The organism is Brevundimonas sp. NPDC055812 (genome assembly GCF_053616535.1).
Genome location: NZ_JBSHDX010000003.1, coordinates 199620 through 216573 on the forward strand (window position 1 = coordinate 199620; position 16954 = coordinate 216573).

The window sequence follows — 16954 nt, forward strand, 5'->3', positions numbered from 1 at the left end:
GGAGGGGGATCATGTTCAAAGCGATCATCGAAGCGTCCGTCCGCTTCCGCTGGTTCATCGTCCTGGCCACGACCCTGGTCGCGGCCTGGGGCCTGTTCCAGCTGACCAAGCTGCCGATCGACGCCGTGCCAGACATCACCAACCGCCAGGTGCAGATCAACACCGTGGCCCCGGCCCTGGCCCCCGAACAGATGGAGCGTCAGGTCACCTACCCGCTGGAAACGGCGATGGCGGGCATTCCGGGAATCCAGAGCACCCGCTCCCTGACCCGCAACGGCTTCAGCCAGGTGACGGTCATCTTCAGCGACGCCACCGACATCTATTTCGCCCGCCAGCAGGTGGCCGAGCGGATGGCTCAGGCGCGCGAGACCCTGCCCGAGAGCGTCGAACCGGCCCTGTCGCCCATCACCACGGGCCTGGGCGAAGTCCTGATGTGGACGGTCGATCTGAAGCCTTTCGACGCCAAGACGGCGCGCGCGGGTCGTCCCGGCTGGCAACCCGACGGCGCCTATCTGACGCCCGAGGGCGAACGGCTGGACACGCCGCAGGCGCGAGCCACCTATCTGCGCACCGTGCAGGACTGGATCATCGCGCCCCGGATGCGGACGGCGCCCGGTCTGGCGGGCGTCGACGTCAACGGCGGCTATGTGAAGGAATACGCCGTCCGCCCCGATCCGGCGCGACTGGCCGGCTATGGCCTCAGCCTGAACGACCTGATCCAGGCGCTGGACCGCGCCAACACCCAAGCGGGCGCAGGCTATATCCAGCGCGCGGGCGAGGCCCTGACCGTGCGCACCGACGCCCTGGCCCAGACGGTCGAGGATCTGGCCCAGGCCCCCGTGGTCAACCGCAACGGCCTGGTCGTTCGCGTCGCCGATGTGGCCGTGGTCGAGATCGGCCAGGCGCCGCGTCTGGGCGGCGCCAGCCGCGACGGCCATGAGGCGGTGATCGGCACCGCCCTGATGCTGGCGGGCGAGAACAGCCGCACCGTGGCACAGGCCTCCGCTGAACGGCTGGAGCAGATCAGCGCCAGCCTGCCGCCCGACATCGTGGCCGAGCCGGTGCTGAACCGCAGCGCCCTGGTCAACTCCACCATCAAGACCGTAGCCAAGAATCTGACCGAGGGCGCCCTGCTGGTCATCGTCGTGCTGTTCCTGCTGCTGGGGAACATCCGCGCGGCGACGATCACGGCCCTGATGATCCCGATCAGTTTCCTGTTCGCGGTCATCGGCATGAATCGCTTCGGCATCAGCGGAAACCTGATGAGTCTGGGGGCCCTGGACTTCGGCCTGCTGGTCGACGGCGCCGTGGTGGTGGTCGAGAATACCCTGCTGCGGCTGGGCCAGAAGCGCGCCGATCTGGGCCGCGCCCTGACCCGCAATGAACGCCTTAGCGTCGCCGCCGGCGCCGCGCGCCAGATGGTCAAGCCCGCCGCCTTCGGCCAGCTGATCATCCTGCTGGTCTTCACCCCCCTGCTGATGCTGGAAGGGGTCGAGGGCAAGACCTTCATCCCCATGGGCGCAACGGTCATGCTGGCGCTGGTCGGCGCCTTCATCTTCTCCTTCACCTTCGTCCCGGCCATGGCCGCCCTGCTGGTCAAGGAGCCCAAGACCGTCCACGTCGATGAGAACGGCGAGGCTGAGGAGCATGAAACCTTCCTGCTGCGCCATGCGCGCCGCTGGATCGAACCGGCCATCCGCGCCGCCGTCTCGCATCCCAAGACTGTGCTGGCCTCGGCCTTCGGCGCCCTGCTGGTCGGCGCCCTGGCCTTCACCCTGCTGGGGCGCGAGTTCATCCCGACGCTGGACGAAGGCGACATCGCCATGCAGGCGCTGCGCGTGCCCTCGGCCTCGCTGGAGCAATCCCTCGCCATGCAGATGGCGCTGGAGCGGGCCATCAAGGCCCAGCCCGAGGTGAAGACCGTCTTCTCGCGCACCGGCACGGCCGAGGCGGCGGTGGACCCCATGCCGCCGAACATCTCCGACGCCGTCATCGTGCTGAAGAAACGCAAGGAATGGCCCGATCCGCGCCTGCCGAAGGAAGAGCTGATCGCCCGCATCGAAAAGGCCGCCTCGACCCAGCTGGGCAACGCCTTCGAGTTCAGCCAGCCGATCGAGCTGCGCTTCAACGAGCTGATCTCGGGGGTCCGCACCGATCTGGCGGTCATGGTCTATGGCGACGACTTCGCCCAGCTTCAGAAGACGGCGGATCAGGTCGCCAACGCCCTGCGCGACACGCCCGGCTCGGCCGACGTGCGGGTTGAGCAGGCGTCCGGCCTGCCGACCCTGACGGTCAGCGTCGACCGCTTCGCCGCCGCCAACTACGGCCTGTCGGCGGCCGACGTGTCCGAAGCCGTCTCGGCGGCGATCGGCGGCGCTGAGGCGGGTCAGATCTTCGAGGGCGACCGCCGCTTCGACGTGGTGGTCCGCCTGTCGGACGCCGAGCGCAACGACCCCGCCGCCCTGAACGCCCTGCCCGTCACCACCGCAAGCGGCGCAGCCATCCCCCTGTCCTCGGTCGCCCGCATTCAGGTGAAGGAGGGCCAGAACCAGATCAGCCGCAACGACGGCAGTCGCCGCATGGTGGTTCAGGCCAATGTGCGCGGCCGCGATCTGGGCGGCTTCGTCGCCGACGCCCAGAAACAGGTCGATCAGCAGGTCACCCTGCCCGCAGGCTATTCGCTCAAATGGGGCGGACAGTTCGAGAATCTGAAGCGGGCCGAGCAGCGGCTGGGCCTGGTCATCCCCGTGGTCTTCGTCCTGATCGGCATCCTGCTGTTCATGGCGCTGGGATCGTTTGCGGAGGCGGGACTGGTATTCGCCTGCGTGCCGCTGGCGCTGGTCGGCGGGGCGCTGTCGCTGTTGCTGAGGGGGATGCCCTTCTCGGTCTCGGCGGCGGTCGGCTTCATCGCCGTGTCGGGCGTCGCGACCCTGAACGGACTGGTGCTGATGCAGGCGATCCGCGAGCGGTTGCAGGCGGGCCAGACGCCGCGCGACGCCGCCCTGCTGGGCGCCTTCAGCCGCCTACGTGCGGTGCTGACCACGGCCCTGGTCGCCATCGTCGGCTTCATCCCCATGGCCATCGCCACCGGAGCGGGCGCCGAGGTGCAGAAGCCGCTGGCCACCGTGGTCATCGGCGGCCTGTTGACCGCCACCGCCCTGACGCTTCTGGTGCTGCCGACCTTCGCCGCCAAGGCGGTCCGGCATCGCAAGGCTGAAGGAATCGAGAACTGATGAACGGGAACAGGTCGGAGGACCGCCATCATGCCTAACACCATCAGGTTGGATATTCCTGTCCTGCTGCCCGATGCGCCTGACGCTGCGGACGCCTGCGTGGACCGCCTGATCAAGACGTTGAGCGGCGTTCCTGGCCTGTCCCACGCCCACGTGATCGAAGCCCCCGAGGGCGCCCAGCTGTGTCTTCACTACGACCCGGCGCTGCTGTCCCCCGCCGAAGTGAAGCGCAAAACGCGGCAGGCGGGCGCCGACATCAGCCAGCAGTTCGGCCATCTGGTCGGCTGGGTCGAGGGTGTCCGCCACGCCCGCCACGCCCTGACGCTGGAAGCGGCGCTGAAAGATGAGCCCGGCGTGCTGGAGGCGGGGCTGGATGCCTCCGGCGCCGTCAGCCTGGAGTTCGACCAGTCCCGGATCAACCGCGACGGCCTGATCCAGCGGCTGGGCGCGCACGGCCTGCGCTTTTCCCCCACGCCCTTCCCGGCCGCCCCGGAGAAGAAGGTCCATCGCCACGTCGAGGGCGAGGATCACGCCGAACACGACCACGCGCACGGCGGCGTCTTCGGCTCCAATACGGAGCTGATCTTCGCCTTGATGGCCGGCGGCGCTCTGGGCGTCGGCTTCGTGCTGGAAAAGCTGGCGACCAGCCTGCCCGGCTGGATACCGCTGGCCCTTTACCTGTCCGCCTATGGGCTGGGCGGCTTCTTCACCGTGCGCGAGGCGATCGACAACCTGAAGCGCAAGAGGTTCGAGATCGACACCCTGATGCTGGTGGCCGCCGCCGGGGCCGCCGCCTTGGGCGCCTGGGCCGAGGGCGCCCTGCTGCTGTTCCTGTTCAGCCTGGGCCATGCGCTGGAACACTACGCCATGGGCCGCGCCAAGAAGGCCATCGAGGCCCTGGCCGAACTGGCGCCGCGCACAGCCCATGTGCGGCGCGGTCTGGACATCGTCGAACTGCCCGTCGAAGAGCTTCAGATCGGCGATGTGGTCGTGGTGCGCCCCAATGAGCGCCTGCCCGCAGACGGCTTCGTCATCAGCGGCGCCACCAGCATCAATCAGGCCCCCGTCACCGGCGAGAGCATGCCGGTCGACAAACAGCCGGTCGCCGATCCGGCCGAGGCGCGCGCCCGTCCGGCCTCCATCGCCGCCGCCTCGGCCGTCTTCGCCGGAACCATCAACGGCGCCGGGGCCATCGAGGTCGAGACGACCCGCAAATCCGGCGACACCACCCTGGCCAAGGTCGTCCGCATGGTCAGCGAGGCCGAGGCCCAGAAGTCGCCTACCCAACGCTTCACCGAGCGGTTCGAGCGCATCTTCGTCCCGGTGGTGCTGGCGACCGCCGTCGTCCTGCTGTTCGCCTGGGTGGTGGTGGACGAGCCGTTCCGCGACAGCTTCTATCGCGCCATGGCGGTGCTGGTCGCGGCCAGCCCCTGCGCCCTGGCGATCGCCACGCCCAGCGCCGTCCTGTCCGGGGTCGCCCGCGCCGCGCGCGCCGGCGTGCTGATCAAGGGCGGCGCCCCGCTGGAGAACCTAGGCTCGGTCGACGCCATCGCCTTCGACAAGACCGGCACCCTGACCGAGGGCCGCCCGCGCATCACCGACGTTGTCCCGGTCGACGGCGTGGACGAGGCGACGCTGCTGTCGGTCGCCGTGGCGGTCGAGCGCCTCAGCGACCACCCGTTGGCCGCCGCCATCGCCCGCGACGGCGCCGAACGCCTGGGCGCCGTCGCGATCCAGACCGCTTCCAGTCTGGACAGTCTGACCGGCAAGGGCGTCTCGGCCCAACTGGACGGCCAGACCATTCTGATCGGCAAGCCCGAGATGTTCGGCGCCGACGGCGTGGCCCCCCTCGCCTCTTCGACGGCGACGGCCGTGGACCGGCTGCGTGATCAGGGACGCACCCTGATGGTCGTGCGACAGGGCGATCACGATCTGGGCGTCATCGGCCTGCTGGACACGCCGCGAGCCGCCGCGCGCGATGCGCTGGAGCGGCTGCGCCGTCTGGGCGTCAAGCGCATGATCATGATCTCGGGCGACCATCAGAAGGCGGCCGAGGCCATCGCCGGACAGGTCGGCCTGACCGAGGCCTGGGGAGACCTGATGCCCGACGACAAGGTCGAGGCGATCAAGCGCCTGCGCGCCGAGTCCAAGGTCGCCATGGTCGGCGACGGGGTCAACGACGCGCCGGCCATGGCCACGGCCACCGTCGGCGTGGCCATGGGCGCGGCCGGGTCGGACGTGGCGCTGGAAACGGCCGATGTGGCGCTGATGGCGGACGACCTGTCGCACCTGCCGTTCACCGTGGGCCTGAGCCGCCGCACCCGCGCGGTCATCCGTCAGAACCTGGTCGTCAGCCTGGGCGTGGTCGCCTTCCTGGTGCCTGCCACCATCTTCGGCCTCGGCATCGGCCCGGCGGTGGCCCTGCATGAGGGTTCGACCCTGCTGGTGGTGTTCAACGCCCTGCGCCTGCTGGCCTATCGCGACCGTTCCGCCTGAGCGCGAACATATCTCCGCGCCGGGCATTTAGCCTGTCGAGGAGAACCGACATGGCCGCTCGCCCGACATGGCAAGGACATCTGAAACTGTCGCTCGTCACCTGCCCGGTGGCGCTCTACACCGCGACGACCAGCGCCGCCGACGTGCGCTTTCACCTGATCAATCCGGACACCCACAACCGCATCCGCATGGTGCCGACCGACCCCGACGCCGGTCCGGTGGAGCGCAGTCATCTGGTGCGCGGCTATGAGGTGTCCAAGGACGAATACGTCCTGTTCGACGACGCCGATTTCGACAAGGTGCGGCTGGACAGCACCAAGACCATCGCCATCGACAAGTTCGTGGATGAGGCCGACATCGACCGCCTGTATTGGGACGATCCCTTCTTCGTCGTCCCGGAGAAGGGAGCCGGGGTCGAGGCATTCGCGGTGATCCGCGACGCCATGCAGAAACAGGGCAAGGTGGCGCTGGGCCAGCTTGTCCTGCGCGGCAAGGAGCGCCAGCTGGCGCTGGAAGTGCGCGGCAAGGGCCTGCTGGCCTACACCCTGCGCGCCCATGACGAGGTGCGCGACGCCGACGACTATTTCGACGACATTCCCCAGGTGAAGGCCGACGCCGACATGGTCGAGATCGCCGCCCGCATCATCGCCCAGAAGGAGGCCGACTTCGACCCGACCGCCTTCAAGGATCGCTACGACGACGCCCTGCGCGAGATGATCAAGGCCAAGACCAAGGGCGGCAAGGGCCTGGTCGACGTGGCCGAGCCCGACGACACCAACGTCATCGACCTGATGGCGGCGCTGAAGAACAGCCTGAAGGGTTCTGCGGGCGGGGCCCGCAAGCCGCCGGCGAAGAAGCCGGCGCCGCGCAAGAAGACGGCCTGAGCGTCACTCCACGCCCATCTTGCGCAGGGCGGGTCTCAGGCTGACGGCGGCGGCGCGGAAATCGGCCCAGGGATCGGGCCGCTCAAGCAGTTCGGGCCAGACCCACAGATTGTAGTCCGCAGGCCTCAGTCCCGGCTTCACCTGATCCCACGACAGGGGAAAGGCGATCCCCGCCGCCGGCCGCGCACGCGGCGACCAGGGCGCCACGGCGGTCGCCATCCGGCCGTTGCGCAGATAGTCGATGAAGATCTTTCCGCCGCGCGCCTTCTTGGCCAGGGTGGTGGTGAAGCGGTCCGGCGCCTCGGCCCTGATCGCCTCGGACACGGCCTTGGCGAAGGCCTTGTTCTGCTCCCAGGTCACGCGGGAACGGCCGTCAGCGCGGATCGGCGCGACCACATGAAGGCCCTTGCCGCCCGTCGTCTTGACAAAGGGGGTGAGGCCCAACCCTTCGAGTTTCGCCTTCACCACGTCGGAGGCGGCGATCACATCGTCGAAGTCCAGCCCCACGTCGGGGTCCAGATCGAAGGTGATCTGGTCCGGCGTCTCGGGATCGCCCGGCTTGCAGCCCCAGGGGTGGAGCTCCAGTCCGCCCGACTGGGCGACGGCGGCCAGACCGCCGACATCGACCACGGCGACGTATGGGGTGCGCGCCTTGACGTCGATCAGTTTCAACCGGGGATTGGAGCCCGCCATGGCGTGGCGCTGGAAGAAGGTTTCGCCCTCAATGCCGTCCGGCGCCCGGATGATGGAGACGGGCCGATCCGCCACATGAGGCAGCAGACGCTCGGCCGCCGCCTCGAAATAGCGCGCCAGATCGGCCTTGGTGATGGGCGGTCGGCCGTCGTTCCCCGGCCACAACACCTTGTCGGGACTGGAGATGACGACGCCCGCCACAGTGACTTTGTCGCCCTTCCTCGAAGCCGGCGGCGACGCGGGCGACTGGGGCGCGGCCGTGACATCCTCGGCGGTCTTGTCGTCGCGCAGGCCCTTGAAGGCCGCCTGCCGCAGCGACCCGGACTCGGTGTAGCCGCCGTGCTCGATCTCCGCGACCAGCCTCGGCTTCACCCAGCGAATATCCTTGCCGCCTTCGGGCGCGCCTGCGCCGGTAAAGGGGCTCTTGTCCGCCGCCTCGGCCTTCAGCGCAGGGATGAGCAACCGCGTCGCCGTCTCGCCGAAGCCCGTTCCCACCCGGCCGAGGTATCTCAGCCCGCCCTTCTCGCGCACCCCGACCAGCAGCGACCGAAACCGACGGCCGCTCTCCGACGACCAGCCGCCGATGATGACCTCGTCGCGCCCCCGGCACTTGGACTTGACCCAGGTCGAGGACCGCCCGGCGTGATAGGGCGCGTCCAGCTTCTTGGAGATCACGCCCTCCAGATGCATCCGGCAGGCGCTTTCCAGCACAGCCTGCCCCGTAGAGGCGAAATGCTCGACGTAACGCAGACGCCCGGCGCCCTTTGCGCCGATCCGGTCGATATAGGCCTGCAGCCGCGCCTTGCGATGCGACAGAGGCAGCTTGCGCAGGTCCTCAGCCCCTTCGAACAACAGGTCGAAGGCGAAGTAGACCAGTCGCCCCGTATCCCCCTCGGATATCGCCGCCTGAAGGACGCTGAAGTCCGGCATGTGGTCGTCGTCGAGGGCGCATAGTTCGCCGTCGATCACCGCATCGGGCCAGCCGGCCGCATCCGCCGCCAGCTCAGGAAAACGTTCGGTCCAGTCCAGGCCCTTGCGGGTCCGCAGCACCGCCTGGCCGCCGCCGATCCCGATCTGCAGCCGATAGCCGTCGAACTTGATCTCATGCGCCCAACCGGCCGCCGAGGGCGGGTGATCCACCGCCTTGCACAGTTGGATCGGGACGAAGGCGTGCGGCCGCTTCGCCCTGATCGCCGCCTTCGACGATGCAGGCTTGGGCGGCGCCTTGCGGCGGGTCGGCTTGGAGGACGTCCATTGCGCGTCGCCCTCGGCGATCTGGGCCAGGGAGCGGCCGGTCGTCACCGAGGCGTCGATCTCGGCCAGGGCGTCGCCCTCGCCGGCGACGGCGTGCTCGTCCTTCTCCTTCAGCAGCAGCCAGTTGTTGCGCTTGGACGGCTTGCCCCGATCGCTCTTCAGCCGGATCAGCGCCCATTTGCCCTTCAGCCGCTCGCCGTGAAGGATCATCTTGATCTGACCGCGCGCCCAGGCGGCTGTGAGGTCCGCCTCCTGCGGCTCCCAGGTTCCGACGTCCCAGAGCTGCACCGTGCCCGCGCCGTAGTTGCCCGCCGGGATCGTCCCCTCGAACCCGCCGTAGTCTAGCGGATGATCCTCGACCTCGACCGCCAGGCGTTTGACCGAGGGGTCGCGCGACGGGGCCTTGGTCACGGCCCAGGACTTCAGCACGCCGTCCGCCTCGATGCGGAAGTCGTAATGCAGCCGCGTCGCCGCATGGCGCTGGATCACGAAGCGAAGCGCGCCCTTGGCCCCGGTTCGGCGAGCGCCCTTGGGTTCCGGCGTCTCCTCGAAACGCCGCTTGGCCTGATAGGTCTTCAGTTCGCCGCGCATGGACGATTAATCCGCCTATGCGCAAACCGTTGCGCTGACGGCCCCTTGATCGTCAGCCGCCGAAAATGTCCGTCAGGCGCGCAGCCGTGTCTCGCCCCGTCGGCCCCGGCGTCTTCACGTCTTGGCGTCGGTCTCGAGGCGCGGCGCCGGGCGGCCCCTGACCGCCCGCGCGGGTTGTCCGGCATGGATGTCGCGCCCGCGGCGTTCGACCTCCCGCAGGATGACCGCCAGCTCCTTGTCCGTCAGATGTTCGATGCCGATGAAGCCCGCGTCGGCCTTTTTCACGGCATAGATCAGCTCGTCCATCTTGGCGTGCATGGCGGCGGCGTCGCGGTTCTGGGTGTTCTGGATCAGGAAAACCATCAGGAAGGTGACGATGGTGGTGCCGGTGTTGATGACCAGCTGCCACGTCTGGTCAAAGTGGAACAGCGGCCCGGTCACGGCCCACGACAGCACCACCGCCAGGCAGATGATGAAGGTCCACGGCCGTCCCGCCAGCTTGGCCGTCGTGTTCGCCAGATGGTTGAACAGCTTTTCCATTCCGGCGGAACGGCGGCCGCAGGGCCGGGTTCCGCCAGATCAGGACAGACTCATTCGCTGGCGGCGGGCGCCCGCGTCCCGATGGTGCGGTCCAGGAAGTCCAGATAGGTGCGCCACTGGTGCAGTTGGCGGTCATTGCCCCGGATGCCGTGGCGCTGGCCCGGATAGAGCATGGTCTCGAACGGAATGCTCTTTTCCTGCAGGGCGTTCAGCACCCGCGTGGTGTTCTCGAAGATGACGTTGTCGTCGGCCATGCCGTGCATCAGCAGCAGCCGCCCGGTCATGTTGTCGAGGCGCCCCAGAACGTCAGACGCCGCATAGCCCGCCACATTGCCCTGCGGCGTCGACATATAGCGCTCGGTATAGGCCGTGTCGTACAGGCTCCATTCCGTCGGCGGGGCGCCCGCCAACGCCGCCGCCAGCCCCATCTTCGGCTCCGTCAGCGCCATCAGGCTCATGAAGCCGCCATAGGACCAGCCCATGATGGCGATGCGGTCGGCGTCGACATAGGGCAGAGAGCGCAGATAGTCGGCGCCGATGACCTGATCCTCGATCTCGGGCTGGCCCATCTTCAGATAGAGGGCCTGTTTGAAGGCGGCCGAACGGTCGCCCTCGCCCCGGTTATCCAGGCGGAAGACGATGTAGCCCGCCTCGGTCAACAGTTGGTTGGTCGCCGGCTGCCAGGCGTTCTTCACCCCGCCGCCCGACGGGCCGCCATAGACCTGCATGACGACCGGATAGCGTTTGGACGGGTCAAAGCCCGGCGGCGTGGTCATCTGCCACATCAGCGTCTCGCCATGGCTCTGCAGCGTGCCGAAGCTCGGCTTCTGCTGGCGCTCGGCATAGGGCCAGAAGGGGTGGCCGGGCTGGAGTTTGTTCTCCTCGATCCAGCGCACGCGCTGGCCGTTGATGGAATACAGCGCCGACTGCGCCGGTGTGTTCACGTCGGTATAGTTGCCGACATAGGCCGTGCCGGTGTTGTTGACCGAGGCGCTCCACCAGCCGCCGCGCGGCGTGACTTCGGTGGGGTTCAGCGTCCGCTTGTAGCTGGCGCGGAACAGCTGCTGCTCGATCGGATATTCCCTGCCGTCGCGCATGGAGGCGGTGAAGAAGGCCTCGCCCGTCTCCTGATTGACGCCCGCCAGCGACTTGACCGGATAGTCGCCGCGCGTGATCGCGCGCAGGCGGCGTCCGTCCTTGGCGTAGAGGTACAGGTGACGCCACCCGCTCTCTTCGCTGGACCAGATGAAGGTCCCGTCCTTCAGGGCCTTGAAGTCATGGGTGACGTTGACCCAGGCGTTCGAGGTCTGGCTGGCGATCACGCGGCTGGCGCCCGTGGCCGGATCGACGCTGAGCAGGTCCAGCCGCTTCTGGTCCCGCGACAGGCGCTGGACATAGGCGACCGAGCCGTCCGCTGCCCAGTTCACCCGGCCCAGGTAGATGTCGTGATCGGCGCCCAGATCGACCTTGACCCGCTGGCCGCTCTGCACGTCCTGCACATAAAGCTCGACCACGGCGTTGGGCCGTCCGGCGCGGGGGTAGCGCTGCTGAGCGACCGAAGCGCCGCCGCCGGTGATGTCCAGACGCGGAATGACGTCGACGGTGCTCTCGTCCGTGCGCTGCAGGGCGATGTAGCGCTCGTCCGGGCTCCACCAGTAGCCGGTGTCGCGATCCAGTTCTTCCTGGGCGATGAACTCGGCCGTGGCCCAGGTGATCAGGTCCTTGCCGTCGGTCGTGATCGCCTGTTCGGCGCCCGTCTCAAGGTTGATCAGGAACAGGTTCTGATCGCGCACGAAGCTGACGAAAGCGCCCTTGGGCGAGACCTTGGCGTCGATCTCGTCGGCCGCCGTCTCGGTCAGGCGGCGCACGGAGCCGTCGGCTCGGTTGGCCAGGAAGACGTCACCTTCCAGCGGCGCCAGGATGTAGCGGCCCTGTTCGTCCCACGAGTATTCGACTACGCCGCGCTGGGAAATCCGCATCCGCTCGCGCCGCGCCTTCTCGGCCTCGGACAGTTCGCCCGCATCGGGGACCAGGGCGCGGGCGTCGATCAGCTTGAACGGCTCGCCGCCCTTCACCGGCGCGGCCCACAGGTCCAGCACGTCCACATCATCCTCGCGCGAGCGCAGGAAGGCGACCAGTTCGCCGTCGGGCGACAGGGTGACGCCCCGCGCCACCGGCCCGGCCAGCGACGGATTGGCGAACACCCGCTCGACCGTCAGGATCGAGGACGCGGGCGCCGTGGCGGCGGGAGGCGTAGCGGGCTGAGGGGTCGATTGTGCGAACGCCGGGGTCGCAGCCATCAGGATCGTCGAGGCGAGAAGAAAAGTGCGCATGGCGGTGAAGCTAGAGGCGGAATCTTCCGCCGTCATCCGCAATTCGTCCTTCTCCCCTTGTGTGAGAAGGGAGAAAAAGAGAGTCCAATTCGTCTGAATCGTCTGAAATCCCCTGCGGCTTGCGGCCGCATCTTCCTAGGCCGAAGCGCAGTATGGCACAGGCTTATAGGTAGGCTGGCCGATTGTGATCGGTCCCTTGTTCCCCATGGAGCGGAAGGATCGCCGCGGCGCCCTTTCGCAACCGCCCCTGACGGCCTAGGTAGTCGCCATGTCCGACGCCTCCCTCTCCGCGCCGCCCGTCAAGGCCAGTCCGTTCCATGAGTTGGAAGTCCTGTGGGTCCGCCACTGGAACGACCAGTTGTTCAGCTTCGGCGTGAAGCGGCCCGAGGATTTCCGCTTCCGCTCGGGCGAGTTCGTCATGATCGGCCTGCCGGGCGAGGACGGCGGCAAGCCCGTGCTGCGCGCCTATTCCATCGCCAGCCCCTTCTGGGCCGAGGAACTGGAGTTCTTCTCCATCAAGGTCGAGGACGGCCCCCTGACCTCGCGCCTGCAGAAGATCGTCGCCGGCGACAGCGTCCTGATGGGCAAGAAGCCGACCGGCACCCTGGTGCTGGACGCCCTGACCGGCGGCGAGCGTCTGTGGCTGATCGGCACCGGCACGGGCCTGGCGCCCTGGCTGTCGGTTGCGCGCGATCCCGAGACCTATTCCCGCTTCAAGCAGGTCATCGTCTGCCACACGGTGCGCAACGTCGCCGACCTGGCCTACCGCGACTTCTTCAGCCACGAGATCCACGACGATCCGCTGATCGGCGACGAGGCCAAGACCCAGCTGACCTATTATCCGACCGTGACGCGCGAGCGCTTCGAGACGCCGGGCCGCATCACCGACCGCATCAAGTCGGGCGACGTCTTCGCCGACCTGCAACTGCCTATCGGCTTTTCGCCCAACAGCGACCGCGTCATGCTGTGCGGCTCGATGGCCATGATCAAGGAGACCGGCGAACTGCTGGAATCCTACGGCCTGAAAGAAGGCTCGAACGCCGAACCCGGCGACTATGTTCTGGAGCGCGCCTTTGTCGGCTGACCTGATGACCTCTCCCGCCGCCGTCGCCATCGACGACCGCAAGGCTCCGGAAGACTGCGCGACCATGCTGGACGTGCGTCAGGGCGTGGATGCGCTGGATCGCGCGCTCGTCACCCTGCTGGCCGAGCGTCAGCGCTATATGGACGCCGCCGCCCGCATCAAGCCGAACCGCGACGCCGTCTTCGATCAGGCCCGTATCGACGACGTGGTGGCCAAGGTGCTGAAGGCGGCCGAACCCGCCGGCCTGTCGCCGGACATCGCCGAGCCGGTCTGGCGCCTGCTCATCGACCGCTGCATCGCCCACGAATTCGGAACCTGGGACAAGACGCGGGTCTGAACTTCCTTCTCCCCTTGTGGGAGAAGGTAGCAGGCGAAGCCTGACGGATGAGGGGTCACGCCCACGCATCCGTCGGATTCACGATCAATTGTCGAGAAACCCCTCATCCGGCCCTGACGGGCCACCTTCTCCCGCAAGGGGAGAAGGACAGTCGCCCTCAGCCTTTCAGGCTCTTCAACGCCAGTTCGTGGCGATAGGCGGCGACATCGGCCAGGGCCGCGTCCAGCGCCGTCTTCACACGCTCCAGCCCGGCGGGCGCGGCGGATTGCTCGCCGAACTCCACCTCTTCGCAGACCTGGGCCAGGGCCTTGGCCCCGATGCCCGCCCCGGCGCCGCGGATGGTGTGGACGGCGTCCCGCCAGCCTTCGCTGGAGGCGTCCAGCATGGCGGACCACATGCGGGCCTGTTCGGCGAACAGGCCCAGCACTTCGTCCGTCACATCATCCATGCCCGCTGTCATGGCTTCGAGGACGGTGAAATCCACCGCCCCCGACAGATCGCGCCTGGCCATCAGGCCTCAGCCTCTTCACCCTTGGCCAGGCGCGAGTTGCGCGACGACCAGATCAGGTAGACGGCCAGGCCGAACAGGTTCCACAGCAGGAAGTAGATCTGCGTCGAGCTCTTCAGGCTGAAGAAGAAGACGATGCAGCCGATGATGGCGATGCCGCCGACCAGCGGCCAAAGCGGCGCCTTGAACTTGCGCTCGCGGTTCGGGTCGCGCACGCGCAGCACGATCAGACTGACGCCCACGGCCATGAAGGCCATCAGCGTGCCGGCGTTGGCCAGGGAGGCCAGCTCGTCCAGGCGCATGATGCCGGCCAGGAAGGCCACGACGATGGCGGTGAACACCGTCACCACGGCCGGAACCCCGCGCTTGGAGATCTTGGCCAGACGGTTGGGCAGCAGGCCGTCGCGCGACATGCCCAGGAAGATGCGGCTCTGGCCGAACAGGAAGGCCAGCAGCACGGTCGGCAGGGCGATCACGGCGGCGGCGGCGATCCACTGGGCGGCGACGCCCTGGCCCAGACCGCGCATGATGTGCGCCAGCGGCTCGGGGCTGTCGGCGAAGCTGGCGACCGGGGCGGCGCCGATCGCGGCGGCGGCGACGGCGATATAGAGGACGGTGCATATCACCATCGAGCCGACGATGCCGATGGCCAGGTCGCGCTCCGGCTTCTTGGTTTCTTCGGCCGCCGTGGCGATGGCGTCGAAGCCGTAGAAGGCGAAGAAGATGATGGCGGCGGCCGCCATCACCCCCGTCTGCACGAAAGGCGCGCCGAAGCCGTTGGGCATGAAGGGGGTGAAGTTGGCCGTGTCGAAGTGCGGCATGGCGATGGCCACGAACACCACCAGGGCGGCGATCTTCACGAACACCAGGATGGCGTTCAGCGTCGCGCTCTCGCGCGTGCCCAGCAGCAGCAGGCCCGTCACCACGGCGATGATGAAGATGGCCGGCAGGTTGATCAGCCCGCCTTCGACGTGCGGCCCCACGGTCAGGGCGAACGGCAGGTCGACGCCCAGTCCCGCCAGGAAGGGCACGGCGTAGCCGGACCAGCCGACGGCCACCGTCGACACGACCAGCGAATACTCCAGGATCAGACTCCAGCCCACGACCCAGGCGAAGATCTCGCCCAGCGCGGCGTAGGAATAGGTATAGGCGCTGCCCGAGGCGGGCATGATGGTCGACAGCTCGGCGTAGGCCAGGGCGGCGCAGGCGCACACCAGACCGGCCAAGGCGAAGCTGATCAGCACCGCCGGGCCCGCCAGGCCCGCCCCGACACCGATCAGGGTCAGGATGCCGGTGCCGACGATGGCGCCGACGCCCAGCGCCATAAGGTGCGGCCAGCTCAGGGTTTTCTTGAGCCCCGGCCCCGAATGCGGGGCCAGCATCGCGTCGATCGAGCGACGACGGTTCCAGAACGCCATAATCTTTTACTCCCCCTCGCCGCGTCTTTCCGGCGGCTGATTCAAGGCGCGACCTTAGCGCGCGATGCAATCACGATAAAAGACGCATTTGACGCTTGCGCCTCCCCCCGGGTGCGAGTAATAGGAGCGCCCTTCGCCGAGGCCATCAGCGCCGCAGCGAAGGACCGGCGCCACACCAAGGGCGCAGACGACGGTACGGGTGATTAGCTCAGTTGGTAGAGCAGCTGACTCTTAATCAGCGGGTCCACAGTTCGAACCTGTGATCACCCACCATCGTCTCCTTCTTTTCATATGTTGAATGATCGTCGCGCCTCGGCGCGAGGCCATCCGGCTGCGCCCGGTTTCTGCTAGAAGGCGGGCATGTCTGACGCCGCCTCGATTCCCCCCGCCCCATCCTCTTATGGCCCGCTTCACGGGGTGCGCGTGCTGGACCTGTCGCGGGTTCTGGCCGGGCCGTGGGCGACACAGACTCTGGCGGATCTGGGGGCCGAGGTCATCAAGATCGAGCGGCCGGGCGCCGGCGACGACACCCGCCACTGGGGCCCGCCCTTCACCACGACGGCGGACGGCGCGCCCGGCGACGCCGCCTATTTCCTGTGCGCCAACCGAGGCAAGAAGTCGGTCGAGCTGGACATCGCCAGCCCGGACGGCGCCGAGGCCGTGCGTCGTCTGGCTGCGACCTGCGACGTGGTGGTCGAGAACTTCAAGACCGGCGGGCTGAAGAAGTACGGCCTCGACTACGCCTCGCTGGCGGCGATCAATCCGAAGCTGGTTTACTGCTCCATCACCGGCTTCGGCCAGGACGGGCCGGACGCGCACCGGGCCGGCTATGACTACATGATCCAGGCCATGGGCGGGCTGATGTCGATCACCGGCCAGCCCGACGGCGCGCCGGGCGCAGAGCCCATGAAGGTCGGGGTGGCGGTCGTGGACCTGTTCACCGGCCTGTACGCCTCCAACGCCATCCTGGCGGCGCTGTGGCACGCCCGGGCGACCGGCGAGGGCCAGCATGTCGACATCGCCCTGTTCGACGTCCAGGCGGCCATGTTGGCCAATCAGGCGACAAACTGGTTCGTCTCAGGGACCACGCCGACGCGGATGGGCAACGCCCATCCCAATCTGGCCCCCTATCAGCCCTTCTCGTGCTCGGACGGCAGGGTGATCATCGCCGTGGGCAACGACGGCCAGTTCCGCGCCCTGTGCGCCGCCCTGGGGCTGGAGGTCGAGGACCGCTTCGCCAGCAACGCCCTGCGGGTCGCCGAGCGCGAGGCGCTGGGGACGCTGATCGCCGCGAAGACGGAAGGCTTCACCATGCAGGGTCTGATGCAGGCGCTGGAGGCGGCGGGCGTGCCCTGCGGTCCAGTCAACACCATCGACCAGGTGTTCGCCGAGCCTCAGGCGATCCATCGCGGCCTGACGGTCGAGCAGACCCGGGCCGACCTGGCCGACCCCGTCCGCACCGTCGCCTCGCCTATCCGCCTGTCCAAGACGCCGGTGCGCTATGACGCCCCGCCGCCGAAGCTGGGGCAGGACACGGAGGCGGTGCTGGGGGCGTTGAAGACGGAGGGGTGAACCGCGCGGGG

Annotated in this window: 11 protein-coding genes and 1 tRNA gene; 7 read left to right on the forward strand and 5 right to left on the reverse strand. The window is 68.1% G+C overall.

Annotated features, from left to right (window positions below; genetic code table 11):
* Positions 1-11: 11 nt before the first annotated feature.
* Genes ACWGL1_RS06315 through ku form a run of 3 tightly spaced genes read left to right on the forward strand, consistent with a single transcriptional unit; the run spans position 12 to position 6613 of the window.
* Positions 12-3233: an efflux RND transporter permease subunit gene (locus ACWGL1_RS06315; RefSeq protein WP_452111515.1), complete on the forward strand. Its 3222-nt coding sequence runs from the start codon at positions 12-14 to the stop codon at positions 3231-3233.
* Positions 3234-3263: 30 nt separating this feature from the next.
* Positions 3264-5729, forward strand: a complete 2466-nt coding sequence (locus ACWGL1_RS06320; protein WP_452111516.1) for a heavy metal translocating P-type ATPase — start codon at positions 3264-3266, stop codon at positions 5727-5729.
* A gap of 50 nt (positions 5730-5779) precedes the next feature.
* Entirely contained in the window at positions 5780-6613 is an 834-nt protein-coding gene (gene ku, locus ACWGL1_RS06325; RefSeq protein ID WP_452111517.1) for a non-homologous end joining protein Ku, read from the forward strand.
* A gap of 3 nt (positions 6614-6616) precedes the next feature.
* On the opposite strand, the gene ligD is transcribed toward ku, so the two are convergent.
* From ligD to ACWGL1_RS06340, 3 genes are all read right to left on the reverse strand, one after another.
* Entirely contained in the window at positions 6617-9151 is a 2535-nt protein-coding gene (gene ligD / locus ACWGL1_RS06330) for a DNA ligase D (RefSeq protein WP_452111518.1), read from the reverse strand.
* Between the two features lie 114 nt (positions 9152-9265).
* Positions 9266-9691 carry a low affinity iron permease family protein gene (locus ACWGL1_RS06335; protein WP_452111519.1) on the reverse strand — a complete coding sequence of 142 codons (426 nt, stop codon included), beginning with the start codon at positions 9689-9691 and terminating at the stop codon, positions 9266-9268.
* 50 nt (positions 9692-9741) lie between these two features.
* Positions 9742-12024, reverse strand: a complete 2283-nt coding sequence (locus ACWGL1_RS06340; protein ID WP_452111678.1) for a S9 family peptidase — start codon at positions 12022-12024, stop codon at positions 9742-9744.
* Positions 12025-12292: 268 nt separating this feature from the next.
* Here ACWGL1_RS06340 and ACWGL1_RS06345 point away from each other — a divergent pair, with 268 nt between their 5' ends.
* Both ACWGL1_RS06345 and ACWGL1_RS06350 read left to right on the forward strand, forming a co-directional pair.
* Positions 12293-13108 (forward strand): ferredoxin--NADP reductase, encoded by an 816-nt coding sequence (locus tag ACWGL1_RS06345; protein WP_338578277.1) that lies wholly within the window; start codon positions 12293-12295, stop codon positions 13106-13108.
* 4 nt (positions 13109-13112) lie between these two features.
* Complete coding sequence (locus ACWGL1_RS06350; RefSeq protein WP_291776486.1) at positions 13113-13445, forward strand: chorismate mutase; 333 nt, start codon at positions 13113-13115, stop codon at positions 13443-13445.
* Positions 13446-13602: 157 nt separating this feature from the next.
* Here ACWGL1_RS06350 and ACWGL1_RS06355 read toward each other — a convergent pair whose 3' ends face one another.
* On the reverse strand, positions 13603-13956 hold the full coding sequence (locus tag ACWGL1_RS06355) for an Hpt domain-containing protein (RefSeq protein WP_312218167.1): 354 nt from the start codon (positions 13954-13956) through the stop codon (positions 13603-13605).
* Positions 13956-15371 (reverse strand): amino acid permease, encoded by a 1416-nt coding sequence (locus ACWGL1_RS06360; protein ID WP_291776491.1) that lies wholly within the window; start codon positions 15369-15371, stop codon positions 13956-13958. Before ACWGL1_RS06360 ends, ACWGL1_RS06355 begins: the two co-directional genes overlap by 1 nt.
* Before the next feature lie 197 nt (positions 15372-15568).
* Between ACWGL1_RS06360 and ACWGL1_RS06365 the strand changes: the two genes are divergently transcribed.
* Together ACWGL1_RS06365 and ACWGL1_RS06370 are read left to right on the forward strand one after the other, a co-directional pair.
* Positions 15569-15644, forward strand: a tRNA-Lys gene (locus tag ACWGL1_RS06365).
* Positions 15645-15731: 87 nt separating this feature from the next.
* The gene (locus ACWGL1_RS06370; protein WP_452111520.1) at positions 15732-16943 is read left to right on the forward strand and encodes a CaiB/BaiF CoA transferase family protein; all 1212 of its coding nucleotides are present in this window, start codon (positions 15732-15734) and stop codon (positions 16941-16943) included.
* Positions 16944-16954: the final 11 nt, after the last annotated feature.

Bases quoted from the DNA above. Each gene is read 5' to 3' on its own strand.
- ACWGL1_RS06320 (WP_452111516.1), top strand. From the start codon at position 3,264: ATGCCTAACACCATCAGGTTGGATATTCCTGTCCTGCTGCCCGATGCG.
- ACWGL1_RS06345 (WP_338578277.1), top strand. From the start codon at position 12,293: ATGTCCGACGCCTCCCTCTCCGCGCCGCCCGTCAAGGCCAGTCCGTTC.
- ku (WP_452111517.1), top strand. From the start codon at position 5,780: ATGGCCGCTCGCCCGACATGGCAAGGACATCTGAAACTGTCGCTCGTC.
- ACWGL1_RS06315 (WP_452111515.1), top strand. From the start codon at position 12: ATGTTCAAAGCGATCATCGAAGCGTCCGTCCGCTTCCGCTGGTTCATC.
- ACWGL1_RS06335 (WP_452111519.1), bottom strand. From the start codon at position 9,691: ATGGAAAAGCTGTTCAACCATCTGGCGAACACGACGGCCAAGCTGGCG.
- ACWGL1_RS06350 (WP_291776486.1), top strand. From the start codon at position 13,113: ATGACCTCTCCCGCCGCCGTCGCCATCGACGACCGCAAGGCTCCGGAA.
- ACWGL1_RS06340 (WP_452111678.1), bottom strand. From the start codon at position 12,024: ATGCGCACTTTTCTTCTCGCCTCGACGATCCTGATGGCTGCGACCCCG.
- ligD (WP_452111518.1), bottom strand. From the start codon at position 9,151: ATGCGCGGCGAACTGAAGACCTATCAGGCCAAGCGGCGTTTCGAGGAG.
- ACWGL1_RS06360 (WP_291776491.1), bottom strand. From the start codon at position 15,371: ATGGCGTTCTGGAACCGTCGTCGCTCGATCGACGCGATGCTGGCCCCG.
- ACWGL1_RS06355 (WP_312218167.1), bottom strand. From the start codon at position 13,956: ATGGCCAGGCGCGATCTGTCGGGGGCGGTGGATTTCACCGTCCTCGAA.
- ACWGL1_RS06370 (WP_452111520.1), top strand. From the start codon at position 15,732: ATGTCTGACGCCGCCTCGATTCCCCCCGCCCCATCCTCTTATGGCCCG.